Annotated in this window: 24 protein-coding genes and 1 tRNA gene; 14 read left to right on the top strand and 11 right to left on the bottom strand. The window is 49.6% G+C overall.

Annotated features, from left to right (window positions below; translation table 11 throughout):
- The first annotated feature begins 87 nt into the window (after positions 1 to 87).
- Positions 88 to 576 (top strand): rod shape-determining protein, encoded by a 489-nt coding sequence (locus tag AC07OI_RS12335; protein ID WP_495257425.1) that lies wholly within the window; start codon positions 88 to 90, stop codon positions 574 to 576.
- 84 nt (positions 577 to 660) lie between these two features.
- Here the strand turns inward: AC07OI_RS12335 and AC07OI_RS12330 are convergent, their stop codons facing one another.
- The 4 genes from AC07OI_RS12330 to AC07OI_RS12315 all read right to left on the bottom strand — a co-directional run bounded on the left by AC07OI_RS12330 (position 661) and on the right by AC07OI_RS12315 (position 4,117).
- Entirely contained in the window at positions 661 to 993 is a 333-nt protein-coding gene (locus tag AC07OI_RS12330) for a cold-shock protein (protein WP_495257424.1), read from the bottom strand.
- A gap of 175 nt (positions 994 to 1,168) precedes the next feature.
- Complete coding sequence (locus tag AC07OI_RS12325) at positions 1,169 to 2,812, bottom strand: hypothetical protein (protein ID WP_495257423.1); 1,644 nt, start codon at positions 2,810 to 2,812, stop codon at positions 1,169 to 1,171.
- 24 nt (positions 2,813 to 2,836) lie between these two features.
- Positions 2,837 to 3,253, bottom strand: coding sequence for a DUF1801 domain-containing protein (locus AC07OI_RS12320; RefSeq protein WP_492701816.1), 417 nt, complete (start codon positions 3,251 to 3,253; stop codon positions 2,837 to 2,839).
- Positions 3,254 to 3,481: 228 nt separating this feature from the next.
- The gene (locus AC07OI_RS12315) at positions 3,482 to 4,117 is read right to left on the bottom strand and encodes a TetR/AcrR family transcriptional regulator (RefSeq protein WP_495257422.1); all 636 of its coding nucleotides are present in this window, start codon (positions 4,115 to 4,117) and stop codon (positions 3,482 to 3,484) included.
- A 102-nt stretch (positions 4,118 to 4,219) separates the two neighbouring features.
- Here AC07OI_RS12315 and AC07OI_RS12310 point away from each other — a divergent pair, with 102 nt between their 5' ends.
- On the top strand, positions 4,220 to 4,663 hold the full coding sequence (locus AC07OI_RS12310) for a VOC family protein (protein ID WP_495257421.1): 444 nt from the start codon (positions 4,220 to 4,222) through the stop codon (positions 4,661 to 4,663).
- 212 nt (positions 4,664 to 4,875) lie between these two features.
- On the opposite strand, the gene AC07OI_RS12305 is transcribed toward AC07OI_RS12310, so the two are convergent.
- The 4 genes from AC07OI_RS12305 to AC07OI_RS12290 form a co-directional block, all read right to left on the bottom strand.
- Positions 4,876 to 5,181 (bottom strand): putative quinol monooxygenase, encoded by a 306-nt coding sequence (locus AC07OI_RS12305; RefSeq protein ID WP_492701822.1) that lies wholly within the window; start codon positions 5,179 to 5,181, stop codon positions 4,876 to 4,878.
- Between the two features lie 67 nt (positions 5,182 to 5,248).
- On the bottom strand, positions 5,249 to 5,662 hold the full coding sequence (locus tag AC07OI_RS12300) for a VOC family protein (RefSeq protein ID WP_492701824.1): 414 nt from the start codon (positions 5,660 to 5,662) through the stop codon (positions 5,249 to 5,251).
- Between the two features lie 246 nt (positions 5,663 to 5,908).
- Positions 5,909 to 7,162 (bottom strand): BT3233 family polysaccharide utilization protein, encoded by a 1,254-nt coding sequence (locus tag AC07OI_RS12295; protein WP_492701826.1) that lies wholly within the window; start codon positions 7,160 to 7,162, stop codon positions 5,909 to 5,911.
- Between the two features lie 26 nt (positions 7,163 to 7,188).
- Positions 7,189 to 8,565 carry a glycoside hydrolase family 88/105 protein gene (locus AC07OI_RS12290; protein WP_495257420.1) on the bottom strand — a complete coding sequence of 459 codons (1,377 nt, stop codon included), beginning with the start codon at positions 8,563 to 8,565 and terminating at the stop codon, positions 7,189 to 7,191.
- Between the two features lie 307 nt (positions 8,566 to 8,872).
- Here AC07OI_RS12290 and AC07OI_RS12285 point away from each other — a divergent pair, with 307 nt between their 5' ends.
- Positions 8,873 to 9,868, top strand: coding sequence for an alpha/beta fold hydrolase (locus tag AC07OI_RS12285; RefSeq protein WP_495257419.1), 996 nt, complete (start codon positions 8,873 to 8,875; stop codon positions 9,866 to 9,868).
- A 235-nt stretch (positions 9,869 to 10,103) separates the two neighbouring features.
- Here AC07OI_RS12285 and AC07OI_RS12280 read toward each other — a convergent pair whose 3' ends face one another.
- Entirely contained in the window at positions 10,104 to 12,110 is a 2,007-nt protein-coding gene (locus AC07OI_RS12280; protein ID WP_495257418.1) for a sulfatase-like hydrolase/transferase, read from the bottom strand.
- A 326-nt stretch (positions 12,111 to 12,436) separates the two neighbouring features.
- Between AC07OI_RS12280 and AC07OI_RS12275 the strand changes: the two genes are divergently transcribed.
- The 3 genes from AC07OI_RS12275 (at position 12,437) to AC07OI_RS12265 (ending at position 13,999) form a co-directional block, all read left to right on the top strand.
- Positions 12,437 to 13,330: a LysR family transcriptional regulator gene (locus AC07OI_RS12275; protein ID WP_492701838.1), complete on the top strand. Its 894-nt coding sequence runs from the start codon at positions 12,437 to 12,439 to the stop codon at positions 13,328 to 13,330.
- 114 nt (positions 13,331 to 13,444) lie between these two features.
- Positions 13,445 to 13,852 carry a RidA family protein gene (locus AC07OI_RS12270; protein ID WP_495257417.1) on the top strand — a complete coding sequence of 136 codons (408 nt, stop codon included), beginning with the start codon at positions 13,445 to 13,447 and terminating at the stop codon, positions 13,850 to 13,852.
- A gap of 73 nt (positions 13,853 to 13,925) precedes the next feature.
- A tRNA-Gly gene (locus AC07OI_RS12265) sits at positions 13,926 to 13,999 on the top strand.
- A gap of 281 nt (positions 14,000 to 14,280) precedes the next feature.
- Here the strand turns inward: AC07OI_RS12265 and AC07OI_RS12260 are convergent.
- Positions 14,281 to 14,727, bottom strand: a complete 447-nt coding sequence (locus AC07OI_RS12260; RefSeq protein WP_492701841.1) for a hypothetical protein — start codon at positions 14,725 to 14,727, stop codon at positions 14,281 to 14,283.
- A 351-nt stretch (positions 14,728 to 15,078) separates the two neighbouring features.
- On the opposite strand from AC07OI_RS12260, the gene AC07OI_RS12255 reads away from it, so the two are divergent.
- Positions 15,079 to 16,095 carry a ribonuclease T2 family protein gene (locus AC07OI_RS12255; protein ID WP_495257416.1) on the top strand — a complete coding sequence of 339 codons (1,017 nt, stop codon included), beginning with the start codon at positions 15,079 to 15,081 and terminating at the stop codon, positions 16,093 to 16,095.
- A gap of 142 nt (positions 16,096 to 16,237) precedes the next feature.
- Entirely contained in the window at positions 16,238 to 16,528 is a 291-nt protein-coding gene (locus AC07OI_RS12250; protein ID WP_492701845.1) for a YciI family protein, read from the top strand.
- A 60-nt stretch (positions 16,529 to 16,588) separates the two neighbouring features.
- On the opposite strand, the gene AC07OI_RS12245 is transcribed toward AC07OI_RS12250, so the two are convergent.
- The gene (locus AC07OI_RS12245) at positions 16,589 to 18,370 is read right to left on the bottom strand and encodes a S41 family peptidase (RefSeq protein ID WP_492701847.1); all 1,782 of its coding nucleotides are present in this window, start codon (positions 18,368 to 18,370) and stop codon (positions 16,589 to 16,591) included.
- A 275-nt stretch (positions 18,371 to 18,645) separates the two neighbouring features.
- On the opposite strand from AC07OI_RS12245, the gene AC07OI_RS12240 reads away from it, so the two are divergent.
- The 6 genes from AC07OI_RS12240 (at position 18,646) to AC07OI_RS12215 (ending at position 26,271) form a co-directional block, all read left to right on the top strand.
- Positions 18,646 to 21,060 (top strand): PAS domain-containing sensor histidine kinase, encoded by a 2,415-nt coding sequence (locus tag AC07OI_RS12240; protein ID WP_495257415.1) that lies wholly within the window; start codon positions 18,646 to 18,648, stop codon positions 21,058 to 21,060.
- On the top strand, positions 21,057 to 21,665 hold the full coding sequence (locus AC07OI_RS12235) for a response regulator transcription factor (protein ID WP_495257414.1): 609 nt from the start codon (positions 21,057 to 21,059) through the stop codon (positions 21,663 to 21,665). The genes AC07OI_RS12240 and AC07OI_RS12235 overlap by 4 nt, the downstream gene beginning before the upstream one ends.
- A 119-nt stretch (positions 21,666 to 21,784) precedes the next feature.
- A complete protein-coding gene (locus AC07OI_RS12230) occupies positions 21,785 to 22,204 on the top strand; it encodes a response regulator transcription factor (RefSeq protein WP_492701850.1) in 420 nt (139 codons plus the stop codon).
- 13 nt (positions 22,205 to 22,217) lie between these two features.
- Complete coding sequence (locus AC07OI_RS12225; protein ID WP_495257413.1) at positions 22,218 to 23,918, top strand: methyl-accepting chemotaxis protein; 1,701 nt, start codon at positions 22,218 to 22,220, stop codon at positions 23,916 to 23,918.
- Positions 23,919 to 24,129: 211 nt separating this feature from the next.
- On the top strand, positions 24,130 to 24,537 hold the full coding sequence (locus AC07OI_RS12220; RefSeq protein WP_492701854.1) for a response regulator transcription factor: 408 nt from the start codon (positions 24,130 to 24,132) through the stop codon (positions 24,535 to 24,537).
- Between the two features lie 51 nt (positions 24,538 to 24,588).
- Complete coding sequence (locus AC07OI_RS12215; RefSeq protein ID WP_495257412.1) at positions 24,589 to 26,271, top strand: methyl-accepting chemotaxis protein; 1,683 nt, start codon at positions 24,589 to 24,591, stop codon at positions 26,269 to 26,271.
- Positions 26,272 to 26,327 lie beyond the last annotated feature (56 nt).

Here is a 26,327-nt window from a genome sequence, read left to right as displayed (position 1 = left end):
TGCTGATGCGATCGTACTTTGCCCTCGCGTTAAAAAATGAATGTATCCTTAAAATAAACTATCGTCACCCAAAAAATTAGCGCTTTTATGTTTAGCTTTCTCCAGTCAACTATCTACGTCCAGATTTCTTCTGATCGTTTGAGTATGAGGGATGTCAAATCCGGTCAATCCATCTCGGAAGTACCTGAAATAGCAATCAGTACTTCAACAAAACAGGAAGTAATAGGCGCCGGGGCTGAGGCGCATTCTGCGGCTGCGACCCAGGGTAACGCCATTGTTGTCAACCCTTTCGCCCATCCTCGCTCACTCGTTTCTGACTTTACTGCAGCAGAAAAACTCATCAAAGCATTTTTGGTCCGTCTTGTGAGCGACCGGTACTGGAAGATGTCACCGGTCATGATCATCCATCCCCTGGGTAATCCCGATGGAGGTTTTACACAGATAGAGAACAGGGCATTCCACGAACTAGGCTTTGGTGCGGGTGCTGCGAAAGTCATCTTGTGGCAAGGTGAAGAACTGAGCGACCAAGAAATACTGTCGGGCCAATTCTCTTCTCGTGGGAAAATCTGTGCTTGAATAAGGCAATCAGTTTTCAGCTAGCAGGCTGAGGGAATATGTCTCGCATTTTTCAGTATTGTTCCCAACAATACTGAAAAATGCTTATTTTTTTGCTGGTAATGTACGGACAAAATCTAATGCAGTACTGAGCAATTTGCGACGGATTGCATCGTCGCCAAATACACGGGCGTCGGCACGTACCCATCCGGCCATGGGTTTTCCGCGCGAGAGCATAGGTACTACACCATCTAATTGAAGCGCCCAGATTTCATGAACTTTACCTAACCGGACAAGCATACCGTCATGGCGTGCGCCACATAACAAACGTCCACCATGCAACCATGCCCAGCCACCAAACATTCCCTTTGTGGTAATTTCCGGTTTCGATTCCAGCTCATTGTTAATCAACTCTTCCAGTCCTTTGTCGCGTGCCATAGCTGCTCCTCATTTAATTTCCTTGATGGAAAATGATGCCCTCAAGTCTGGCAGAAAGCTCATCAAGATCATTCATACCCGCTATCGCCAAAAATTTAACCCGCCCTGTGACGTCTGGCAAATCTTGAACCGGATCAAATCCAGCATTTCACTCTCTTGATATTTGTTCCCTCACCTACAAATCCAGTTTCTGCATCAATTGCTTCATATCCACTGCATAAAATTGCGGTATCTTGAAATTCCCCTTGCACGGCACGGCTAAGGTTTCTCCATTTTCCAAACCCAGGCTCACTTTGCCGTGTGAAGTGCAGGTTTGTATCATTTCATCGACGAGTAGCAAAGTGCCGAATAATCTTTTGCCTTCCATTTTCTGAATTTTCATGCCTTCTTTAAATAGTTTGCATCCTTTGATTTCTCCTACGAGGAAAGCGTCTTTACCAGTGTAAAAACTGGCACTGCCATTACAGTTTTCTTCCATCAAGGCAGTAAAAGCCATACGTTGGATATTGGCGTATTGTGTTGGCGGCGGAGGGGCAGGTTTTGCAAATTGGGTGCTGGAAAAAAATTCAGGCCAGGCTGTTGCCATGGGTTGGTCACCCATGAGTTTGGGTAGCCATAGTGGCGTGCAATTTTTCTTCTTTCCGCATTCCATGGCTTGCTCAAAACTTGTCACCTCCCCTGTTTCAAATCCATGGTAATAATCATTTATTTGTTGCAGGGCGCTGCCATCGTTCTGACGTGCCGCCAGCCCCATGACATGCAAAGCCAAACCACATTCATAGGGTACCGCGCCGCTGGCTGCCAGATTCTTGGGTAATGTTTTCCAGCTATATCCAGCTGTCTTTGAGAGGCAATTGAAAATAGCCGTACTGAGTTCTGTTGCTGCGTCCTCCGGGTTAAGCCATCTGGTTTTCAGGCTTGCTGTCCAGCGCAAATATTCAGCTCCACCTTCGCCAATGAAGGGGGCACGTTGTTCTTTTTCTTTGGCTGGAGGTGCTTGAAAGCGATGGGCAAATTCATGCCAGACAAATTTCCTTAATCGCTCATCACTATCAGGATTGGGGCGCTCTGGCCAGTTATAGAGCGCCAGCCGCAAGACATCACCGGCATCGCCCCAAAAACCTGGGACGCCACCATCCTGCTCCACAGTAGCGGCAAGTATGGGCTTGCGAAAAGCCACATCAGGCAATGCCTGGTGATAAAAATCTACCGCTTGACTGGCGATGTTTTGCAGAAGCTGTATATTCGCTGCCCCCAGAGCGGGATTGAAATAGCTGATGACGCCAGCTTTTGATGAAATCTGCTTTTGCAGTAGCAACACGGCCATGTATTGCCCAACATATGCATCGTAAGAGGCCGTTTTCTGGAATAGCTGGCCTTTGAAAGCGATACTGCCCGGCGCTGAAAATTGATAACCTACGGTGCCGCACTTGTCGCTGACCGCGTAGCTGGTCGTGTTGACATACATGCCTTCGCCCATGGGGAAAGAACCAGGCGATACGCGGTCATAAAACTTGCTCGTTGCGGGCACATTAAAGCGTATGCCTGAACATGCCTTGTTGGTTTTGGTGAGTGTTGTTCCGTCAGCGGTGCCGCAATCATCCACAGCTTGCCAGGCTGCCCGGATCTCGCTGCCAAATTTGGGCAAGGTTTCCTGGTTCAGGAATGGAATGGCATCACATGTTTGCGGCAATTGATAACTGACTTCCAGTTTTTGTGGAGAGATCAGTTTAAGGTGTACGGTAACGTCAGCAGCCTGGCTTTGCTGGAGTAATAAACAGGCAGATGTTGCGAAGATTGCTGGCAGATATTTCATCATGAAATGAGTTCTCGTAACAAGAACTCAACATTGTGCCCTATCTTTCATTGCCGCAGCTTCCTTTATCAAAGTCTCCAGCACCTTCATATCAACATCACTCAACTTCCGGATATAAAGGCAGCTTTTGCCAGATTTGGTTTTACCCAGGCTGGACATCAATTGCTCATGGTTGGGTGTTGCATGCAAACCGTAAAGACTGATATCACCCTTGCGCGAAGAAAAGCCTAACAGACAGCTATCGCCTTCGCGGCCGCTTTCGTAGCGGTAGTGATAGCTGCCAAAGCCGACTATGCTGCTGCCCCACATGACGGCGGGCTGCTTCGTCGCTTTGGACATGAGCTTGACCAATGTTGCGCAGTCCTGGCGGCGGGTTTCGTCTTCAATGGCGGCGATGTATTCGTCTACGCTATTGTCTGTTGCTTTGGTTTTATTCTCAGCCATGGCGACTCCCTGTATGTAGAAATCTGCTCTGTTTTTTTCCCATGAGAGCTATGAGGATACTAGCAGTTTGTCTTTCAGCATAGCAGTTCTCGCTGGCCTGTATGGGAACCATCTTTCGTTTGTTGTATTGGGCGCGCTGCGCTGTTGCCTTTGCCAGATGACTGTCGCCAACAGGTGTTGATGCATAGACATACTGTGCCAGAGGCAAGCACAAATTCCAGACGATTCCTATGTTTCCGGCAGGACGTTGTCGCACACGCGTTTTAACGCAGCCATCACTGCCTGCCGGGCATCGGGGAAAGTGGCAGCGGGATGACGGGCCAGCCATTTCGCCAGTTCGTTGATGGCACCGTTCAGGGCAGAGGCGCAGGCATCGACCTCCAGCACACTTAATCTGCCGCCGGGGTTGAGGATGTCGCCCAGCACGGCGTGGAGTTGCTGGTAACCATGGCGCTCATCCAGTGCTGCCCAGGTCTCTGCCCCCAACACCGAGGGGCCATCTATCAGCAATACCTGACGCGGGCCAGGTTGCGATATGGCGTCAACCCAGGCCATAGCGCCCTCTATCAGTTGCTGCTGAGGTGATCCCTGGGTGTCTGCTGCTTTCTCAATTGCGGCACTCAGGTCGATGTGCACTGCCTCACACACGGCAACGAACAAATCTTTCTTGTCACGAAAATGGTGGTAGAGCGCACCGCGGGTGAGGCCGGTAGCGAGCAACAACGCTTCGGTAGAGGTATCGGCATAACCATCTTTCTCGAACAGGGCGCGCGCAGCAGCTATCAGGCGCGTGCGTGATTGCGCACCTTGCGCCAGGCGCCGGTTTGCAATCGGGGCTTCTGAGGTATTTTTTTCAGTTGACATACAGACTGTATGTATCCATAATTAATTAAACATACAGACAGTATGTACCAAACCTGAATCTCAACGCAACATCAACTCAACACCAGCGCCACAGGAGCCATCATGTCGACTCTCTCACCCGCCACGCTCTCACAACTGACCTCAGCCTACCCTCTGATCACGACAGCTGACATACAGGCTTCACGCGACTTCTTTATGAAACACCTGGGTTTCGAAGTGGGGTTTGAGGCATCCTGGTTTGTCTGGCTGTCACGCAGCACGACCGAAGCTGGCACCACGGCAATCGCTTTCATGACACCTGATCACCCTTCACGCCCGCCTGGGCCAGAGGCATTCAATGGTCAGGGCCTGTTACTGACCCTGCAAGTAAACGATGCACGCAAGGAAGAAGCCTTGATGCGCGCTGCCGGTGTAGAAATCGTCTATGCGGTCAAACACGAGCCATGGGGCCAGGTACGCTTCCAGGTGCGGGACCCATCGGGGCTGGTGCTTGACATCGTGGAACAGGCTGAACCGGCAGTTGGCTTTTGGGATGCTTACATGTGAATGTGGCTCGACAATGCTCGCCGCCATTGGGGGAATAAACTGGCATATTACAGGTCCTGGCCTGATCATAAAAACTGACGTCAAAAACAGGCTGAAAAAATGCAGGTGGCAGTTCTATTGGACAGGCATTGAATGGTGCTGGCGGATGAAGCTTATGAATAAAGCCGACCTAAACAGGAAACGTCTCTGCGTTTCCTGTGGTCAGGTATGTATCAGGCAGCCTTGTTCCACATCGGCGTCAACGCAGTCACCTGCGGCGGGCCTGACAACAAAGGCTCGACCTCCAGCAGGTAAGCGGCATAGCTGTCTGTCTTTAAAAATTCCTGCGACGCTTCAAGGCTGGTGTATTGCTGGAAAGCGCAGATGGAATCAGGGTCTGCATTGTCGAAGCAATAGAAATAAGCCATGTGGCCAGGGTTGGTTGATATGGCTGGTGCCATATGCTTTTCCCAGACTTTGCGCACTTCGTCGCGTTTTCCGGCTTGGGTTTTATGTTTGATGATGACGGCGAAACTCATTATTACTCCATAAAAATTGATATCAGTTGTCAGGTCAGACTATTTTGCGTCGATTTTGTGTCGCTTTTTACGTCCATTGCGGATTCCAGACTACTTCCCACAAATGCCCGTCGGGGTCCTGAAAGTAGCCTGAGTAGCCACCCCAGAAAGTAGCGTGGGCAGGCTTGATGATCCTGGCACCGGCTGCTACTGCTTTTGCCATGACGGCATCCACTTCAGTTTGTGATCCTACATTATGGCCCAGCGTCATTTCTGTCGCACTTGCCGCTTGCAATGCAAGGCCGGTGTCATGCGCGATACTCGTGCGTGGCCACAGGGCCAAACGCAAGCCAGGCTGAAGCTGGATGAAAATCACAGCACCATATTCAAATTCTTGACCGATGATACCTTCGGTGGCAAAGCCCAGACCATCTCGGTAAAACCGCAATGACGCTTCCAGATCGTCCACGCCCAGGGTGATGACAGTGATTTGTGGTTTCACAGTAATACCTCCACAGGGGTACCTTGAATAGAATTTAAAATCAAAGTTTAACAGCCAAACTCAAGGGCTGCATTCAGGGTAGCAATCTTACCTCTTTCTTAATTCGTGCAAATCGAGTGAAAGCAAAAAGCCATACATCTCATGAGATGTATGGCTTTTTGCAAGTTATACAAATCCTGCTATCTACGCATGCGTTGAAACGCAACTTACGGGTCTATATGGCATTCAAAAAAAAATTACAATCAATCATGGCTTGCTGATCGCAAGCACCTTGATGGGATGCTGCATTCTTTCAGCATGCGCCTTGACATAGGCTTGCCATTTTTCATTGCTGTTGTATGGGCTGGCTCTGTCCCAGGCTGCACCGACGTAATAGCGTAATGGTTTGCCGGAAGAGACTGTAGCGACGATGAGGTCGTTGAGTTTGTCCTCGGCATAGCCCTCGGCGGTTGGCAAAATAATCGCGGTGCCGATGGAACCATTGCTGGCCTGCTCTACCCATTGGGTGATGGATGGGGTGACCTGGTTTTTCGTCAGCTTGATGACGGGGTTCTGACCTTTGTCTGTCGGTGTTTTATTCAATCCCAAGGCGACTTTCAATTGCGCAGGGCCGGTAAAGCTGAAGGTGCTTTCCATCTGGTCAAACAGATGGCCAGCATCGACGGTGAAGCGTTTGACTTCTGACACTTTGACGCCCGCCGCATCCCAATTGTCGTAACTGAGTTCAAACACGGTACGCACTGGGCCGTTGGCGATGACTTTCCAGGTGGCGTAGTTGGCGCTGGTGTACAGGCTTTGGCCATCCCAGATGCCGGTGCCACCGCAACCGCGTGAACGGCCAACGTTGTACATGTCCATGCCCTCACCTTCGTCCTTGTGGTAATGGTCATGGCCCTTGTTGTACCAGCGGTCTACGATGGGGTAGGACACACGTTTGAACCAGATGTCGAGGCCACTGCTGCGCAAGACTTCTTTATTGCTGCCAGCTGGCGCGGGCGCTTCCAGTGCCGGGCCGTAGGTGCGGTGACCTATCTTGTCATTCTCCCAGGCGAAATCATCCAGACGTTCTGGTATGTAGCGGGCAAAGGCCTTGGTTTCAAATACAGGCACCAGGGTGTCGATTTTTTCCACGTTGAAGATTGCCTGTTTTTCACCGGGAGCAAAGTCATATTGAAAAATCAGTTCACCATAGGCAATGCCTTCACCCTTGGGGTCTTTTGACAAGGGCGCGACATTGGTCACCTGATGTGCCAGCACTTTGCCTTTTGCATCCTTGACGGCAATGCGTTGTATCAGTGCGCCGGGCAAGGCCTTATTGACTTCTGACCAGGGTAGCGTGATGGTTTCAGACGGGCGTGCCGCGTCGAGATCATGGCTGACTTGTATGGTGAGTTTGTCGACAGCGTGGGCGGCACTGGTCACACCTGCAGCAAACAGACTGCTCAAAACTAGTGGAAGTATCTGGCAACGCAAAGTCTGTTTCATGGCGATGGATTTCATTGTGGGTGTCCGTTAGGTGTAAGGCGTCAATGGTGTTCGCGATAATCTGTCTTGCTATTGCCAGCAGGCAGATAGTGGTAGGTGCGTACCTTATGCTGGACTTCAATCGCTGGATTCTTCAACAACTTGATCATTTCAGCGCCGGCCAGCAGCACGGGGCCATAGCCATGCAAAGTATCTACACTGGTGGGGCGGTTGTAGTAATACACCTGGTCGCTGGCGAAGGTAGTACCTACGCAAGTGCCTTCGACCTGGCCTTTGGCATTGATGCGTGGGTAGAGTGCATTCCAGCCAGCCTGGGCAATGGAGCCATAGGTCGTCGGGCTGACCCAGCCCTGGTTGATGGCGTGGGCAATCGTGTACACGAACATGGCACTGGCAGATGTCTCAAGGTAAGAGTCATTGCGGTCCAGCATCTGGTGCCAGAGACCCTGGCCAGACTGCAGTTCGGCTATGCCATTCAATGTAGCACGCAGTTGCGCCAGCACTTTGGGATAACCTGGGTGATCCTTGGGCAGCACATCGAGCACATCTGACATGGTCAGCACGGCCCAGCCATTGGCACGCGCCCAGTAAAAGCGCGGTGCATCCGGGTTATTCGCATTCCAGCCGTGGGTGTAGATACCGGCCTGCTTGTTGAACATATAGGCAGACATTTGCAAAACGTTTTTGACTGCATCATCAAAATACGCTTTGTCTTTGGTCAGGTGGCCGAACTCAGCCAGCGGCATGACGCCCATATACATATCATCAGACCACAGCGAAGAGGCTTGCGGGCGTTTTCTGGCCAGGGTACCATCAGCCAGCCTGTACTGTTGCTTAGCGACGAAATTGCTGCACACCTTGATCATATTGCCTAGGTCTGGCCCGATACTGGCAAACTTGGCCCTGATAAGTGCCGCACACATGGAACCGCTGTCATCCAGCGAGCGCGGGTCAAGAAAGCGCGCAAAGCTGTTGGCGCGCTCCAGGTGGAACTGCTTTTCTTGCGCATCAAAATAAGGCATGGTCTTGGCAAAGAACTGCAGGTGGCGCTCTGTCATTGCTGTAAATTTTTTGTCGCCTGTGACTTCAGCCGCCTTCATCAGCCCGGCGTGCACCACACCCATTTCATAGACCAGGATGCCAAAGTCACCCTTGGCCGGCTCAAAAATCGCATCGGCAACCGGTGGCTTGCTAAAGTCTGTGACCTCTGCGCCACTCCCCTTTTGTATCACACGGGTGGGCGTGACTGATTCCATATAGGCGCGTATGCGATGCAGGGCTTCAGTGATTTCGACTACTTCCGGCTTCTGGTAAGGCACTGGGTAAGTACCCTCGCCAGCATCTTTCAGGTCTTTATTGTCCCTGTTGCGGTAGCCACCGTCAGCGTGAGCAGTGCCATATAAGAATAAGGATGCCATAACTGTTGCAAAGAGCGTCTTGGCAAAAGTATTAACAAGGATGGAACTTGATTTCATATGCGCCTGCCCGGAAAGTTTGTTGAATTGTCTCGTCTATGTGTTTTGTCTTGCTTCAATTACATATATTGCGATAATTGGTCAGACCATTTTAAATTGGCCTGTCCAATAATGCAATGTGGACTAGCCGCTTATTGCATGATTATGCGATAATTCCTGAATGCTGCCCGATAAGCTTGAACAAAGCCTGGACAAGAACCTGCCATGATTGGGCTGGATGCATTACCAAAAGTATATGATGGAGTAAGGCTTGAATCGACTTATCGCCACGCTGCTTGCAGCTACATCGTTGGCAGGAAGCATGCTGGCAGGATGTGCCAGGCCCGGCCAGCCCGCGCCTGCAGATAACGTCTATACGGCAGAAAGCACCTACCAAAAGCTGGCCAGCACTTACCCTTTCATCCACATCGCCAGCAAAACACCACCAGAGACTGTCAGGGTACTGTGGGACATAGACTACGTCAGCAATCAGGGCAAGGCCCTGCAACTGGATCTGTTCATGCCCGCACAAACCATTAAGGCAGCCTTGCCGGGCATAGTCCTGATACATGGCGGCGGCTGGCGCTCAGGCACACGTGACAATCTCTCCCCCGTGGCAATACGCCTGGCAGCGCACGGCTACATTGCCGCCACCGTCAGTTATCGCTTATCAGGCGAAGCCCGCTACCCCGCGGCGATTCATGATGTCAAGGCAGCGATACGCTGGCTACGCACGCATGCGGCTGAGTACCAACTGGACCCCAGACACATTGCAGTCGCCGGTGGTTCAGCAGGCGGCCAGATTGCCTCCCTGGTTGGTGTCACCAATGACGTGCCAGAGTTTGACCCGCAGGTGCACCTGAGCCAAGTTTCCAGCGCTGTGCAAGCCATCATCAATATCGATGGCCTGTCTGACTTTACGTCAGAAGAAGCACGCAAATATGAAGACGATCCAAAGAAAAAACCTTCTTCCGCCGGTGCCTGGTTTGGTGGTACTTATGCAGAAAAACCTGAGTTATGGAAAGAAGCATCGCCACTGACGCATGTCGGTCAACATACCCCGCCCATCCTGTTCATCACCAGCGCGCAAAAACGCTTCAGCCTTGGGCGGGAGGAGATAGTGCAAAAGTTGACGGGCCTGGATATCGCAACACACACAGTGCTGATACCGGATACACCACACAGCTTTTGGTTGTTTGATCCATGGCTGGAGACGACCGTAGATGCGATGGCCGAGTTTTTAAGGAAGGTGTTTGGAGGGCCTTAAACTCGTGATTTGGCGGCGCGCGGTAAACCTCACCAGACACTAACAAGTAGCGTCGAACCGCGGCCGTGACGTAGGGTGCATTGTAATGCGCCACATGTAGATGTCGTAATCAAAAATCGAATATCTTTGCAAGATGTTCGCCAGCCAGGGTGCGCCGCGCGCACCGCCACCGCAAATATTTTGCAAACATGAAATCAACATCCGGTGCGCACGGCACACCCTACAAATTCAGACCTCAGCCCGGTGCCTGCCCATCTGCCACGGTGCCCATATCCTGCATGTTTTGCGGTGTGTAACCTGCCTTGACCAGTGACTGGTTCAGGGCCTTGCGCAAATAAGCCAGATCAAATTCAGTCTGGGCCAGGTTAAGGCCAAGCTCAACGATCTGGCCCGAACGCAAAACAGGCGCACCTGTGGTTTTATCCCATTGCAGCAGGTTGTGGTTTTCATTCGGGTCGGCATCGAGGTTATACAGTTCCCACTGGGTGTTGGCGGGATTTTGCGGCTCCCAGTAGCGCACCAGTTTCCACGGTTTTTCAAAATAAGATTGTATGTGGTTGGGCTGCACTACCGGGCCGGGTGCGGTCAGAGGTTGCTTTTCCGTTGGCTTGCCGGTGGGGCTGGTCAGGCGCTCTGTGATGTCGACATACCACTGGTATTTGTCGGGCAGGTAGTTGGTGTCCAGCGGTGCGGTGATGTTGTCGTCAGAAACAAACAGCACGCCACGACGTTCTGTCTCTTGCGCTGTGCCACGGATGATGGGTGCCAGGTCTTCACCTGCCAGTGGTTTGACATCATGACCCTGTATAAATTTGGCCAGCGCCTGTCTGTCATTCTGGTCATAGCCAGCCAGGCCCAACAGGGTTGGTACCCAATCGACATGGGTAGTATGACAGTGCACGGTGCGCATGTTTTTGTCACCATTCACCAGAGGAGAAGAAATGATGGCGGGGATGTGCGTTGCCTCTTGATATGCGCCACACCATTTTTCTATCTGGCCACCATGCGCCCCCGCCAGCTCGCCATGATCAGAGGTGAAAACGACGATGGTGTTTTGATCAAGGCCGCTTTCATACAGACGCTCCAGTATGGTGCTGACTTCGATATTAACCAGGTACTGCAGGTAAAGATAGAACGCCAGGTAGTTGCGATACCAGTCCTCTGCATTGCTTTGCATCTTGAAGGGATAAGGTGAAGGGATGACGGCATGCTGACCGCGCAGGGTTGTCAGCGCCAACTGGAACTTGTAGGAATAGTCGTACTGGCAATCTGGCTTGCTGGATAAATCACCGCGCCAGTTGACAGGCAGCCTGACATCACCCAGTTTGAAGCCATCAGGATTCAGCGGTACGCGGTAGGTGGCCTTGAATTGATTCGGGGCATTGCCATACACCGGTGGCTGGCTGAGCGTACCTTTCACCGGTGCGCCATAAGGTGCAATGATGTCGCCCAGCGTCGGCGGTGTTGCCGGTGTTTCTACTGCTGGTTGCCATGGAAAGGGATAAGCGCCTATGTCGTGCGGATTGACAAAAGACGCCACCGCCAGCCAGGGCCGCAGCTTGAAGCTGGCATTGGTGGGGTTATTACTGTTGATCATGTTCGCCTCCACACCCACGCCCTTGCGGCGCAGGAAGGTGGTGACGAGATCAGTATAAGTTTTGTCGCGGTACACGCCCAGATTGGGCGTACCAAAACGCTGGTCAGATGGTGTCGAATATTCCCAGTCACCAAAGCCCCAGTTCTCCAGACTGCCATCAGGTGGGTTCGATAAATCCCAACGGCCAAAATAATGCGTCTCATAACCCGCCGCACGGAACCAGTCGCCCATGGTGGGCACGCCGTCTTGCGGCAACCACGGGAAGGCCGGGTCGGTATCGACCTTGAACATGCCCTCGGTCTGCGTCACGCCACTATGCGCACTGTATTGCCCCGTCATGATGGTGGCACGGCCCGGCACGCAAGCGATGCTGGAGCAGGTATGGTTTTGCAGCGACACCCCATTTTCACGCAGCTTGACGAAACCGGGAAACTGCTCTGCATAGGGATTGTCCTCCAGGCTACCCTCTTCAAAACGCAAAATCTGGTACAAGGGATCCAGCGGGTCATCTGAATAACGCGGCGGATAACGCATCTGATCAACCATGATGAACAGGATATTTGGCCTGCCTGGCGGGGTGCTGGTATCACTGGTAACGCTGGTCGAATTTGTAGAATTGCTGGCTGTAGGGCTTGCTGTGCTCATGATCATCCTTTTTGCGGTAAGGGGCAGAACATCGAGGGGCATTGCTGCAAGGGCAGATCAGGCTTTTCCTTGCACTGAAATTATCTAATTGTTAATTTTAATACTGCTTATCGAAAAAACAAAGATATAAGTGGGACGTGCACAAAAATTTTCAATTGGCGCGGTGCAATAAAAGCCAAGGCCCCCCGTTGTATGACAAGCAGATTTCATTGCATTCAAAACTGAGTGGTCTGAAAGTAGACGCTTGGGCGCTAATCCGATACGCTGCACGGAGAATCAGGATTGCTTACATTTTTAAAATTCATTGCAACACGAACCGAGGCAGCATGATAGAAAAGCTGGAAATAAATCACCTCAGAACCCTCGACGCCTTATACAAGTTTGAAAACCTGTCGGCAGCGGCGGAATATCTCGATGTCTCGCAGCAAGCCATCAGTCTGCAACTGAAAAAAATCAGGGGCATCCTCAGTGATCAGCTGTTTGTACGAACCGGTCATGGCGTAGTGGCTACGCCCTATGCGAAACTGATACAGCCGCATATCCGTCAGATACTGATCCATCTCAATGAAATCCCGCTGCCGGATACAATCACACCAGAAAATACAGAACGAACCCTGGTGATATCTGCCACTGACTATACGCAAAAAGTCATCGTCGGCGAGTTGATCAAAGAGCTGAGACTCTCTGCCCCCAAGGTAAAAATCATCGTCATCAATATCGAGAGTGCAAACCTGATACAGAAAATGCATCAGGGTGAAATTGACCTGACGCTGACATCAAATGGCTATGTGCCGGAGGGCTTGGTTTCAGATGCCATCTTCACTGAAAGATATGTCTGTGTATCTGCCAACAAAGATATTGTCTTCGACGACTATTTACCATTGGAACGTCTTGTCGAATATGACTTCGTCGTGACATCACCCGGCATTGCCAGCTTTAAAGGATCAGCAGATAGCTGGTTTGAACAACAGGGTTTGCGGCGCAAGGTACATGTCTCGGTACCTTCGTTTTTTATGGCGCAGGAATATCTAAAACAATCCGATATGGTCGGCTTTCTCCCATCGCGGCTGATGCCATGTGCAGGCTTGTTTGAAATACCGCTTAAAAAGTATCCACCGGGATATGAAGTCGTTGCTGCGTATCACTCCAGCGCCAGGGACGATGCATTCATGATGTGGCTGCTCGACAAAATACAGCAAAAGTTTTCAACCACGGCATGACATCATAACCCCGCTTGTATCGGCTACAAGCCTAGCTTGATGGCTAAGCGCAGCATCCATCACTAAACTTTCTCTGTGCTTACACAATATTTCAGATTACACAGAAAGGTTTTCATGAGTATCAACAAGATCAATCCCGCTACGCTGTATGACGGCACACCATTTGGCTTGTCGCAGGCAGCGATAGATACAGAAAGCGGCCTGATTTTCATATCAGGTCAGGTAGACTGGGACAGCAGTTACCAGGTAAAAAACCAGGACATGGCAGCACAGACTGAGGGCGCAATCAAAAACCTGCTGACGGTACTGGAAGCAGCAAATTCATCTGTAGCAAACCTGCTGCAATTACGCGTCTATATCAGAGGCGAACTCGCTGACCATATGGAAAAGATCGTGCCCATATTACGTAACTACCTGGGCACATCCCGCCCGGCCCTGACAGGTATCGGTGTCGCTTCCCTGGCGACACCGGACACCTTGATAGAAATTGAAGCAGTGGCAAAGCTGAATCCTGTGCCGTAATCAGCAGACAGTCTGGAACTGCCGTATATTTGCATTTTCATCACCTGAAAAATGCGCGTAGAATATATGCCATGCGGGTGTAGTTTAATGGTAGAACGGCAGCTTCCCAAGCTTCATACGAGGGTTCGATTCCCTTCACCCGCTCCAGAGAAAACAGCTATCTTGCTTTAGCGCATTCAGCTAATGCACAGTTAATACGACATGATTTTAAATGCATTCTCATCGATCGAAGTAAGACGTTCATCGATTTAGTTGTGAATTGATCCGTCGTTCAAGTGACAAAGTCGAAAATTATTATTTTCTTTTGATTTTCAAGTTCCGAATTATAAAAGTAACGCGAAATCGATAAGTAATTAGCCCACTCATTCTGCGTATCACCGAAAATACATTTATAAAATATTTCGTCACCAAAGCGTCACAATTGTTATCTATGCATTTTCCATTTTCTTGGGTTCGGTAATAGAATGCGCCGCAAGATTTGCTCCAATAGCAGCAATACCAAAGGAAATGCAATCTTTCACATAAATGAGAGATTGCTTAAATATTAGAAAAAATGTCGAATATGACTCGGGGAAAAGAGCTTGCTTCTCGCTAACATTTTTCGCGAAATACTCGAAGCTGTTAAACATAAGCGAAGCTGCTACTACAAGTAATAAACCAAACGTGAACCTTACATGTCTTTCCGTCCCACCATGGGACACGTAGAGGTACCATAGTATTGCACAGCACTCTAGTAATAAAACTAAGGCTGACCAAAAAACGCCATTAAGAACCAAATCAAGCTTGGATGGCCACAAAATCGGAAGCACTGCAGTACCAATTACCACGATGTAACAAAATAATCCTTTTAGTGCATCAGTAAAAGTTTTGTTCATAAAATTCCAATTTTTTGAACATCATTTTTTTCAAAAAAATGATTTCTGTCTTCATGCAAAAATTACGAAGCGGGATAAAACAATCCTAAACATACTGGCTATCTATTCTATATTCTGGAATACAGATACCTCTGGAATGAAAAACTCCTCTTCTCCCATGTATATACGATGCAATTTTTATACATTACGCACAATATTGTAAGCAATGCTCAATAGTCTTATAGTTGCACAATCTATCTTAAAATTTATCACTTATATCGACATAATTTCAAACGTGAAATTATTATTGCATGCCAAAAATCAGCAAAGCAAGGAACTTATAATGGACTCTTCACATATATGAAACCATACATGCACTACGCTCGCATAATACTAATCATACTTATAGAAAGCAGTGTGGGTATTACTGCCCATGCAAGCGAACCCGTCAACGGTAGCTTCACCGCCAGCAAGTCTTGTGAACTGTACTCGTCTTTCAACAAGCAAAGTAATCCCGGTGCCGTGCATACGGCAGTAGGTAAGAGCTATGCGGTGAAAGAGATCAACAAGCCTGGGGACTATGGCTGGTTGCGGGTGGATGTGGATGGTGCCAATCCTAACTTGCGCTGGGTGGCGCGGGATTGTGGTACGGCGCAGCTGGACCAGGTGCCGCAGGAGAATGCACCGGCAGGCCGTGCCAAGGCGAACAGGGAAGCAGACCGCCAGACCATGTGCAGCACGCCGAATCAGGAAGACAGTTATGTGCTGGCTATCACCTGGCAACCCGGCTTTTGCGAACATTTTGCTTATCGCGGCAAGAAGCCGGAATGTGATGCCATCAACAGCGGTAAGCTGAAGATCAATAACCTGACCCTGCATGGTCTGTGGCCAAATAAAAAAGAATGCGGCATCAATTACGGCAACTGCTCGACCGAGCCTATGAAATTGTCATCTGACACGGTAAAGCGTATCGCCAAATGGATGCCGAATTTTCAGTTTGAAAGCAAGTTTGGTGAATACGAATGGAGCAAGCACGGTACTTGTCAGGCACGCGATGCTGATACTTATTTCAAGACTGCAGCGGCAGCGGTGGAAGAAGTGAATAATTCTGCAGTAGGCAAATTCATCCTGGAGCATGCGGGCAAGTCATTCTCAGTAAAAGACTTCTTTGAGATGGTCAAGAAACAGGAAGGTGAAAAAATTGCGCAGAACTTCATGCTCAGTTGTGCTGATGGTAAATACCTGCAAGAGATACGCCTGAAGCTGCCGACGAATTTTGAAACCGGCAAGGGCCTGGCTAAACTGGTCGGTGATGCGGAAGGATTTAATCGTCAGGTGGACAGGTGTGATAATGAAATTATTGTCGAGGCCAGTGGGCGCGGACGGTAAGTGGTTTGTAGGGTGCGCCGTGCGCACCGTTTCGCCGGCATGGATGTTCATTAATTGACATAGCAGCCGATCCGGCTTCGTTAATCACATACTGCGCCTTACTATCCTTCATCCAGACCATTACTCTCCAGATTTTCTTATCATGTTCATCGTCGAGCTCACCTATATCCAGCCTCTTTCTATCGTAGATAACTTTGTCAGCGAACACCGTGCATTTCTTGAGCGGCATTATGCGACAGGGCAGTTTTTGCTATCGGGACGCAAGGAACCGCGTACCGGTGGATTTATTCTGGCGAATGCGGCTGGCAAGGATGTATTGGAAGCGATATTACGGGAAGATCCGTTCCAGCGTGAAGGGATCGCGCAGTACAAGGTGACAGAATTTTTGCCATCCATGGCAGCACCAGACCTGGTGAGCATGCTGGTGAATTGAACCCATTGCGGACAAGCACAGGGGGTATATTTCTCCTGCGCTTTGCCGTATCAATACTTGCTATTTACTAAGCACAGCCACCGCCTTCTCCAGTACTACATCACGCCCTGCGCGTATGTCGGCAACTGTTGGTACGACTTCTATATCAGGTGCGATGCCCTTGCCGACGAATTCGCGGCCATCGGGAAAGCTGTCGTGCTTGACGCAGATACGGGCACTGCCGCCGCCGGGCAATTTAAAGGACATGGGCATGCCGGTGCTGCCAGCAGTGGCGCTGCCTATGATGGTGCCGCGTTGCAGAGTGACAAAAGACATCAGGAAGTCTTCTGCGGCAGAGAAAGTTTTTGCGCCAGCCAGCACGGCCACCGGGCCAGTGTAGACTTCCTTGCGTTCCTTGGTATAGGGTTTGGAAATGCCAGCCCTGAGAGTATCAAGCAGAATCAGGTCACTCTGAGTACGCATGACATGGCTCTCTTGCCTTTCTGTGCTATAGGCATACGGCACTGGCTTCTTGCTTAAAAAACTCAGGATGGCTGCGCCATGCAAAGTAGACCCACCACCGTTGGCGCGTATATCAAGTATCAGACCTTTGGCTTTCATGATACTGGGCATGACGGATTCAAGTTTTTTGACACCGGCATCACTTTCAAAATGATCGAGGGCAAGGTAGGCGATATCGCCGGGCAGCATTTTGAAATCAAAAGGTGGGTCACCTGCCGCGTCGCGGTCCTGCCCACGGCTGACGACCTCTACTCTTTCTTTGCCAGCGGCATCGCGCAAGCCCAAACGTATACTTTTGCTTTTATCACCGCTTAACAGCGCATAGCTGTACACACGCACGGCTTTGTCTTGCGGCGTACTGCTGCTGGCATAGGGAGCGATCTTGCTGCTTGCATATTCGTGCACAGGCTGGCCGTCTATGCTGATGATCTCATCGCCACGCTGGATTTTTTGCGCAAGTTGCTGGTTGAGTACCCTGGTCACCAGCACGCTCTTGCCGACCAGGGCAGTTGCCAGCGCTGGCCGGGAATAAAACACCTCTTGCAGTTCATCCGGCGCGTAGATATTGGTGTGTCCATCCTGCAGGTGCGGGGCCAGTTGCATCATGACCTGATAATACTCACGGGTACTCTTGGTTTGCGTGACTTTATCGAGATATTCGAGGTAGAGCTTGTCCCAATCCAGGTCAGGAACATTCTGGAAATTCACAAAGCTGCGTTTGACTTCTGACCAAAACATGGAGAGGCCAGCAATTTTTTCTGCATTGCTGATATTGTCTCTGTAAGGAGTGACGAGAGCAGATTCTTTCCCCATTTTGGCAGGTATATCTATCAGCTTGAGATAAGCTTTCAAACGCGGCTCATCTTTGACTGCATCGAAAGCTGGACTGGTCAGATATGCTTTTAACGAGGGCAATAAAACCCAGGTCTGACTGCTTTCCAATAAATTAAAAAACCCTTCTTTGTTGCCAAGGCGCAGCTCAAGCGAGGCCGCGTCCATGACGAAATTGAAACGTTGTCCTTTATAGTGCTGGGCCGCAAATGCCAGGCGTTCAAATTCACTACTCTCTATCACTGTCAATGCCAGTTTGATTTTAGCGAGTGCGGTTTGCAAATCTTCTTTACTGGCATCAGGTTTAGATAAACCATTGGCTTCATTCCTGAGTTGATGGATATTTTCCGTTGTGTTTGTTACGCTCTGCGATGATTCGCTGATCATGGTTTTGATAGCGGCATGTCTGGCGGAGAGGTCAGTAGCACTGGAGAGGCTGGCAGCCAACAACAAAGGAAATGCAAGTAACAGGCGCAAAGTCAAAGCAGAAGCAGTATTGGTATTTTTCACAAAGAGCGTCACTTTCACAGAGGTGATATCAAAAAAAACAGTATAGAAACGATCAAACCATTATAAATTGCCGCCAAGAAATTACAACTAAAACAACATAGTATTCTCTATGTAAACTGTACGATGTGTTTTCACACTGTTGTATAGCCCGCTCATCAGACACACTATTTATGCAGATATTTCTTACAATAAAGATACAATCATCCAGATTGATATAGCTCAATACGCTTGAATTTTTATTATGCAAAGTTGAAAAATTCACCATTTCCGGGCTTATGCAAGTAAATCCAAAGACAACACCGCAAGACCCGCTGACAACAACACAAAGTGACCAGCTTGCTATGCAACATTTGCTTGCGCGGGTGGAGCAGCTTGAACAAGAAAATTTAGTTCTTAAATTCGCTCAACAATCGCATCATGCTGAAAGCAGTATTTACGAAGATTTATTCCTGCATTCGACAAATCCCTATGTGATCATCGACGTGACTGGATTGGTGATACATACCAACCAATCAGCATTAAATTTACTGACTACAACCGCAGACAAGCTGGTGGGGCAACAGCTCCAGACATTTGTCTTTGAAGATCAGATGGTGCTTGACTCTCAGTTGATAGCGTTGAGTGCATCCGGTGGGAAGTCTACTTGCGAACTTAGGGCGATAAGAGCAGACCGTGAACTCATTTTCCTCAGGCTGGAAATGATGTTACTGAAAGCCGGCATGCAGCAAAACTGCGTGGGGATACAACTGACGGATATCACACGCCGGCAAGGCAAGATGATGACTCAGGCGGAAGGTCAATATTTTGCCAGCGTGGTCGCCGAAAATGTCCCCGGCATGGTGGCCTACTGGAATTCTGATTTGCGCTGCACTTATGCCAACTATCAATATCTGAGCTGGTTTGGCCGCACGCCTGAACAAATGCAAGGCATACTCATGCAGGATTTGCTTGGACAGGAACTGTTTTCCAAAAATATTGCCTATATCAAGGCTGTATTGAAAGGGGTTGATCAGAAATTCGAGCGCACCCTGGTCAAAGCTAATGGAGATGTTGCTCATACTTGGGCACAATATATCGCCCATACTATCGATGGTGTTGTGCAAGGGTTTTTTGTACTGGTGACAGACGTCACTTTACTAAAGCGGGCGCAAAAGGCACTGATGGAAAGTGAAGCCAGGAATCGCGCTCTGGTGCGTGCCATCCCCGACCTGATTTTAACTATCCACCGCAACGGCAGCCATCTTGATGTCCACGCTCCTGATCCTGGCATGCTATTGCAAAGCCGCGAACAACTCTTGCAGCTAAAAGTTGAGGACGTGTTACCACCAAAAGTGGCGAGCCAGTATTCAAACGCAATCGAACAGGCGCTGGGCAGCGGCAAATTGCAGGAATTTCGCCACGACTTACCTGTTGCTGGCAGAGGTGACATGCAATTCGAGGCCAGGGTGGTGCCATGTACCCAGGACACTGTCATAGCCATTATTCGCGACATCACAGAAACTGAGCGCGAGCGCCGCGCGCATGAACTGCAATTGTCCGAGCGCTTGCAAGTTCGGGAAAACGATGTACGGGCTATCCAGTTAAGCCTGACCATGGCAAGCGATATAACCAATATTGGCACCTGGATACGCGATCTGGGGACGGGTGAATTATGGGCTTCGCTGGAATGGCGCAGGCAATTCGGCTTCAGTCAGGACGAAGCGTTGACCATGGACATGGTCATTCAACGCATCCATCCGGCAGATCGTCGCCATATTCAAAATATCACGGGTAACTACAGGAATGATCAGCAACATCGGTATCAGGCTGAGTTCAGAGTAATGCTACAGGACGAGACAGAGCGATGGCTGGCGGTAGTCTGGCAGGTAGAGCTAGACGAAAAGCAAAATCCATTGCTGACCCGTGGCGTGACTGTAGATATCTCCGCGCGCAAGGAAGCTGAACTCGAACTGGGGCAAAAACGCATGGAAGTCATGCACCTGGCGCGCGTCGCTACCATGGGTGAATTGTCTGGCGCTCTTGCCCATGAATTGAACCAGCCTCTGACGGCCATACTCAGCAATGCCCAGGCGGCCCAGAGGTTCCTGGCGGGCCCAGAGGTAGATAGACAAGAGCTGGGTGAAATACTGCAAGACATTGTCGATGAAGACAAACGTGCCGGTGAAATCATACGGCGTTTGCGTCGCCTGTTTGACAAACGTAGTCATGAACAGCACAGTGTGGATATCAATAAACTGGTTCTCGAAGTGCTGCATATTTTACGCAATGATATGATCAATCAGGACATTACTTTGCTCAGTGAGCTGCAAGAAAATCTACCTACCGTCAGCGCTGACACTGTGCAATTACAGCAGGTTTTGATCAATCTGATCATGAATGCCAGTGAAGTTATTGCCGGGCTTGATGCCAGCCAGCGCATGATAGAAATCAACACGAGATTAAACGAAGAAAACCGGGTGGAAGTCAGTGTCAATGACCATGGCCCTGGCGTGTCTGAATCGCTGGGCGCCAAGGTATTTGAAGCCTTTTATACTACCAAGGCCAGCGGCATGGGACTGGGACTATCGATTTGCAAAAACATCATTGAAGCCAGTGGTGGTCAATTGTGGTATGAAAATCACGGCAATCATGCAGGCACGGGCGCAAGCTTCCGTTTTTATCTGCCCACTTCCAGCGAGCCAACAACATGACAGAAGCAAGCAGCGTTTTTCTTGTCGATGACCAGCCAGCTGTACTCAAGGCGATGTCACGTCTATTGCAATCTGCCGGGATAAATGCCGTCACTTTTGAATCGGCGCAAGCCTTCCTGGAGAGCGGCAGCGCGAGTAAAGCGGGCTGCCTGGTGCTCGACCTCGCCATGCCAGGCATGGACGGTATGGCTTTGCAACAAAAGCTAACCGAAATAGGCAGCGACTTACCCATCATCTTTTTGACGGGCCACGGCAGTATAGATACGGGGGTGCTCGCCATGAAGCTGGGCGCACAAGATTTTTTAACCAAACCCGTAGATGCAGACAGACTCTTGACGGCGGTACAGATGGCCTGTGAGCGCAACCAGCTCGCGCGACTTGCCAAAACGGAGAAACAGGCAATACAAGCCCGCTTGAACAGCCTCACACCTCGCGAACTGGAAGTACTGCACCTGGTGGTCGAAGGCAAACTCAACAAACAAGTTGCGGCAGAACTAGGGACAGTCGAAAAGACCATCAAGGTACACCGAGCCAAAGTAATGAGCAAGATGGATGTAACGTCAGTGGCAGCACTTATCCATTTGCTGGAAAAACTGAAAGTCTAAGCTCTGCTAGCGCCAGCTTGCTCTGCGCGCGCCCACTTCACCTTGATTCACAATTGCAGGCCTGATATTGGACCAAGGTCCAATAGCGTCATCATCTTTGTCCACATAAGATGATGCTCATGGGAAATACATCTACATGGATAGCAGTGATCGATGACGAAGAAGGAATACGTCGCGCTCTGCTGCGCTTACTACGCTCGGCTGGGCTGGAAGCACATGCCTTTGCGTCAGGTAAAGCATTTCTCGATAGCTTGCGCATAAGGCAGCCAGCATGTGTATTGCTTGACCTGCACATGCAGGATATGTCTGGCTTTGCTGTCATAAAAACACTGGCGCAAATAGCGCTGGAGCTGCCTGTGATCATCATGACAGGGCAAGATCTGAGTGAAAAACAGCGAGATGCCGACCTGGCACATGCCCTTACTGTATTGCAAAAACCAGTCAACGATCACGATTTGTTTGCCGCGATAGCAGCGGCTTTAATTAACCGGGACGAGCAAACACTTTTTCCAGACATCAATTTAGCAGTACACACTTAGCCGGAGACATGAAATGAAATTATCCAACCTGAAGATAGGCCAGCAACTCGGCATAGGGTATGGCCTGTTGCTATGCATCCTGACAATTGTTGCGCTGCTGGGCATTAATGGTATGCACAAGTCCAATGAAGCGCTACACCATGTTGTCGATGTCAATGTCAAAAAAATCAATCACCTGGAAGAGATGAGCAGTTCTGTTCATGTCGTATCGAGGGTGATCAGAACTATTGCATTGCTCCCGGTTGACAACATGGCACAAGAGCAACACAAGAAAATCGACGAAGCACGCACTCATTACAACAAGGCGTATTCGGAACTGGAAAAGATGCCCATGGATGATGCTGGCAAAAGCTTCATGCATAAAATCAAGGAAGATCAACAGGCGGCGCGGACGTTGAATGACAAATTTATAGAAATGGCAAAAACGGATAAGGATGTCGCTATCAAATTTCTCTTGAAAGACGTCATTCCAGCTAACACCAAATGGCAAGATGCACTGCATGAATTTGTCGTATTGCAAGAAGCAAAAAATACCCAGGACGAAGTGAATGCCAAGGAAACCTATCAGGCCTCGATGACTCTCATGATCATTGCGACGATCGCTGCCATTTTTATCGGCATAGGGATAGCCTGGAGCAGTACGCGCGCCATCACCACACCACTAAAAAAGGCAATACAAGTGGCACAAAGCGTGGCGGGAGGCGACCTCACCAGCAAGATTGAGGTGCATGCGGAAAATGAAGCAGGACAGTTGATGCTCGCATTGCAACAGATGAATGACAGCCTCGCTCACCTGGTTGGTCAGGTGCGCCAGGGTACAGAAACGATATCAACGGCTTCCTCCGAAATCGCCACTGGTAACATGGATTTGTCATCCCGTACTGAATCACAGGCTGGGGCATTACAGGAAACGGCTTCCTCGATGGAAGAACTGACTTCTACCGTCAAACAAAATGCTGACAACGCCCGTCAGGCAAACCAGTTGGCCATCGCCGCCAGTGCGGTCGCCGTTCAGGGTGGGGCCGTGGTTGCACAAGTTGTCAACACCATGGGGGACATCAATACCTCATCGAAAAAGATTGTCGATATTATCAGCGTCATAGATGGAATAGCCTTCCAGACCAATATTTTGGCACTGAATGCCGCAGTGGAAGCCGCACGTGCTGGTGAACAAGGTCGGGGTTTTGCAGTGGTCGCCAGTGAAGTGCGTAACCTGGCGCAGCGCAGCGCATCTGCTGCCAAAGAAATCAAATTGCTGATTGACGACTCGGTTGAAAAAGTTGGTCTGGGTAGCCGCCTGGTGGATGAGGCTGGTGCAACCATGGACAAAGTCGTCAGTAGTATCAGTAACGTGACCGACATCATGGGAGAGATCACCGCAGCCAGTGCAGAGCAAACTTCAGGCATAGAACAAATCAATATCGCTGTCACGCAGATGGATGAAGTGACTCAGCAAAATGCGGCTCTGGTGGAACAAGCCGCGGCGGCAGCCGGCTCATTACAAGAGCAGGCAGTCAGTCTCGCCGATCTGGTTCGTCAATTCAAAATCGAAGCGACAAATCAATTGCAAGTATCGCCTGTCAGGCAAACGCAGCCAAGTGCCATAAGCAAATCGACCTCTGCGGGGATAAAAAAAATCCAGCATGCGGTGGCAAAGGCCAGACCCATGCCCAAACTTGTACCAGCGATTAAAGGTGGTTGGGAAGAATTTTAAGCAGAATTGATATGTTGTGTCGGTTTAATTTTCTGAAAAAACATTAGTGCGAAACAGTAAATAGCGCAGATGTATCGCTTTTTTATAAAGGGTTGCAGAAAAATCTGTAGCCCTTTTTTTACATCGGTTTAACACAGCTTTACAAATTCCCGCTCCATATTGGACCAAAGTCCAATATCAATCGCTGAGCCAGCACCATAAGATGATGCCTATGGGAAATACATCTACATGGATAGCAGTCATTGATCACGACGCAGCCACGCGGGAGGCGACGGTGACTTTGTTGGACTCTATGGGGTGGCAGACATTGAGTTTTAGCTCTGGCTACCTGTTCATAGATAGCCTGCACTTCACACAACCTGATTGCATTGTGCTGGATTTGCACATGCCCTATATGTCCGGCTTTGCCATCATGTCCAAGCTTGAGCAACTAGCGAAGAAAATACCCGTGATTGTCTTGACCAGATACGAACTGACTGAAGATTTTAAAAAGGCCTGCTTGTCGAAAGCTGTCGCGGTTTTACAAAAACCCATCAGCGATCAGGCATTGGGCATAGCCGTTAAAAAAGCCCTCAATCCAGAAATGCCAGGCTTGCCCAGTTCGCGGCTCGCAATCTGAACGAAGTTCAAATCATTTAATAAAGAACCGATACTATGAAGGATTTTCATCATGCGTAATAATGTGCCCGTCACCAATCAGGAATACATCATGCAGGAAACGGAAACCATCGTTTCCAAGACTGACCTGCAAGGCAATATTACTTACGTCAATGATGACTTTGTTCGCATCAGTGGCTATAGCGAGCATGAATTGCTTGGTGCGCCGCAAAACATTGTGCGCCATCCGGATATGCCGGTCGAGGCCTTTGCCGATTTTTGGTGCACGATCAAGGATGGAAAATCCTGGACTGGTCTGGTCAAAAATCGCTGTAAAAACGGTGATCATTACTGGGTAGAGGCACATGCCGCACCGCTGCTCAAAGACGGCAAAATGGTGGGTTATACCTCGATACGCATCAAGCCCAGCCGTGAACAGGTCAGAGCTGCAGACGCAGTTTATCGCAGCATCAAGAACGGTGATAAATCACTGATCATCCGTGAAGGTATTGCTATAAAACGCAGTGCGTTTTCTTCCATGGATTTTTTTGCCAGACTGAACATGACGCAAAAATTAGTCAGTTTCAATGCCTTGACAATTCTGCTCATGGGCGCAATCACCTATTTAGTCAACATGGGAAATGCACAAACGGGTAACCAGAATATCTTGAATCTGCTGGCATTAGCCATGCTTGTTCTGACAGCCACATTTAGCTTGAACCTGTATCAAAAATTACTTACACCATTGCACAGCATGATGCGGGATATCCAGACCATGAGCTCTGGCGATTTATCGAATCACATCAAGACAACCGGAAGCCAGGAAGTCATCAATCTGGCGCAAGGTCTGCGCGTATTGCAGACAAACGTCAAATTGCTGGTCGGCCAGATACGCCAGACGACAGGCCATCTCACTAATGGCGCGAGTGAAATTGCAGCAGGCAATGCTGACTTGTCTGGTCGTACAGAATCACAGGCAAGTTCGCTGGAAGAAACCGCCTCATCCATGGAAGAATTGACTTCCACCGTGAAGCAAAATGCCGACAACTCACATGAAGCGACTCAATTAGTCGCTTCCACCGCAAAAATTGCGGAAAAAGGAGGCCATGCAGTAGCCAAAGTAGTTGAAACCATGGGGGCAATCAAGCATAGCTCGTCCAAGATTGCAGACATCATCGGCGTGATAGATGGTATAGCCTTCCAGACGAATATCCTGGCCTTGAATGCTGCAGTTGAAGCCGCCCGTGCAGGTGAACAAGGGCGTGGATTTGCCGTGGTCGCAAGCGAAGTACGTAATCTGGCACAGCGTAGTGCCGGGGCTGCCAAGGAAATCAAAACGCTGATCCATGACTCAGTTGATCAAGTGAATAGCGGCGACAAGCTCGCAGAGGAAGCAGGTAAAACCATGCAGGAGATCGTTTCCGGCGTTAAGCGTGCTGCAGAAATCATGCATGACATCACCGTTGCCAGTCAGGAACAAAGCGCGGGCATAGAACAAGTCAATCAGGCAATCACGCAAATGGACGACATTACTCAGCAAAATGCAGCCCTTGTTGAACAGGCGGCTGCCTCCGCCGAGAGCTTGAAAACCCAGGCAATCAGCCTCAGTGAACTGGTCGATGCATTTACACTGGTAAAGAGCAGTGAATCGTCAGCGATGGCAAGACCTGTCACCGCGGAGATAAGGGCTTACAAGACCGCGAAAAACAAATTATCCGGGCAAATAACGCAGACACTTATTACCAATCAAAACTGAATTTTACAATTACACGATTGAATCGGAAATAATGTACTGAACAAACACAAATCCCG

This window comes from Undibacterium sp. GW821-FHT07F11, from assembly GCF_059418665.1.
Note: the sequence above shows the minus strand (reverse complement) of the source record. Positions and strands in the feature narration are given on the sequence as shown.

Bases quoted from the DNA above. Each gene is read 5' to 3' on its own strand.
- AC07OI_RS12335 (WP_495257425.1), top strand. From the start codon at position 88: ATGTTTAGCTTTCTCCAGTCAACTATCTACGTCCAGATTTCTTCTGAT.
- AC07OI_RS12330 (WP_495257424.1), bottom strand. From the start codon at position 993: ATGGCACGCGACAAAGGACTGGAAGAGTTGATTAACAATGAGCTGGAA.
- AC07OI_RS12325 (WP_495257423.1), bottom strand. From the start codon at position 2,812: ATGATGAAATATCTGCCAGCAATCTTCGCAACATCTGCCTGTTTATTA.
- AC07OI_RS12320 (WP_492701816.1), bottom strand. From the start codon at position 3,253: ATGGCTGAGAATAAAACCAAAGCAACAGACAATAGCGTAGACGAATAC.
- AC07OI_RS12315 (WP_495257422.1), bottom strand. From the start codon at position 4,117: ATGTCAACTGAAAAAAATACCTCAGAAGCCCCGATTGCAAACCGGCGC.
- AC07OI_RS12310 (WP_495257421.1), top strand. From the start codon at position 4,220: ATGTCGACTCTCTCACCCGCCACGCTCTCACAACTGACCTCAGCCTAC.
- AC07OI_RS12305 (WP_492701822.1), bottom strand. From the start codon at position 5,181: ATGAGTTTCGCCGTCATCATCAAACATAAAACCCAAGCCGGAAAACGC.
- AC07OI_RS12295 (WP_492701826.1), bottom strand. From the start codon at position 7,162: ATGAAATCCATCGCCATGAAACAGACTTTGCGTTGCCAGATACTTCCA.
- AC07OI_RS12290 (WP_495257420.1), bottom strand. From the start codon at position 8,565: ATGGCATCCTTATTCTTATATGGCACTGCTCACGCTGACGGTGGCTAC.
- AC07OI_RS12280 (WP_495257418.1), bottom strand. From the start codon at position 12,110: ATGAGCACAGCAAGCCCTACAGCCAGCAATTCTACAAATTCGACCAGC.
- AC07OI_RS12275 (WP_492701838.1), top strand. From the start codon at position 12,437: ATGATAGAAAAGCTGGAAATAAATCACCTCAGAACCCTCGACGCCTTA.
- AC07OI_RS12270 (WP_495257417.1), top strand. From the start codon at position 13,445: ATGAGTATCAACAAGATCAATCCCGCTACGCTGTATGACGGCACACCA.
- AC07OI_RS12260 (WP_492701841.1), bottom strand. From the start codon at position 14,727: ATGAACAAAACTTTTACTGATGCACTAAAAGGATTATTTTGTTACATC.
- AC07OI_RS12255 (WP_495257416.1), top strand. From the start codon at position 15,079: ATGCACTACGCTCGCATAATACTAATCATACTTATAGAAAGCAGTGTG.
- AC07OI_RS12250 (WP_492701845.1), top strand. From the start codon at position 16,238: ATGTTCATCGTCGAGCTCACCTATATCCAGCCTCTTTCTATCGTAGAT.
- AC07OI_RS12240 (WP_495257415.1), top strand. From the start codon at position 18,646: ATGCAAGTAAATCCAAAGACAACACCGCAAGACCCGCTGACAACAACA.
- AC07OI_RS12235 (WP_495257414.1), top strand. From the start codon at position 21,057: ATGACAGAAGCAAGCAGCGTTTTTCTTGTCGATGACCAGCCAGCTGTA.
- AC07OI_RS12230 (WP_492701850.1), top strand. From the start codon at position 21,785: ATGGGAAATACATCTACATGGATAGCAGTGATCGATGACGAAGAAGGA.
- AC07OI_RS12225 (WP_495257413.1), top strand. From the start codon at position 22,218: ATGAAATTATCCAACCTGAAGATAGGCCAGCAACTCGGCATAGGGTAT.
- AC07OI_RS12220 (WP_492701854.1), top strand. From the start codon at position 24,130: ATGGGAAATACATCTACATGGATAGCAGTCATTGATCACGACGCAGCC.
- AC07OI_RS12215 (WP_495257412.1), top strand. From the start codon at position 24,589: ATGCGTAATAATGTGCCCGTCACCAATCAGGAATACATCATGCAGGAA.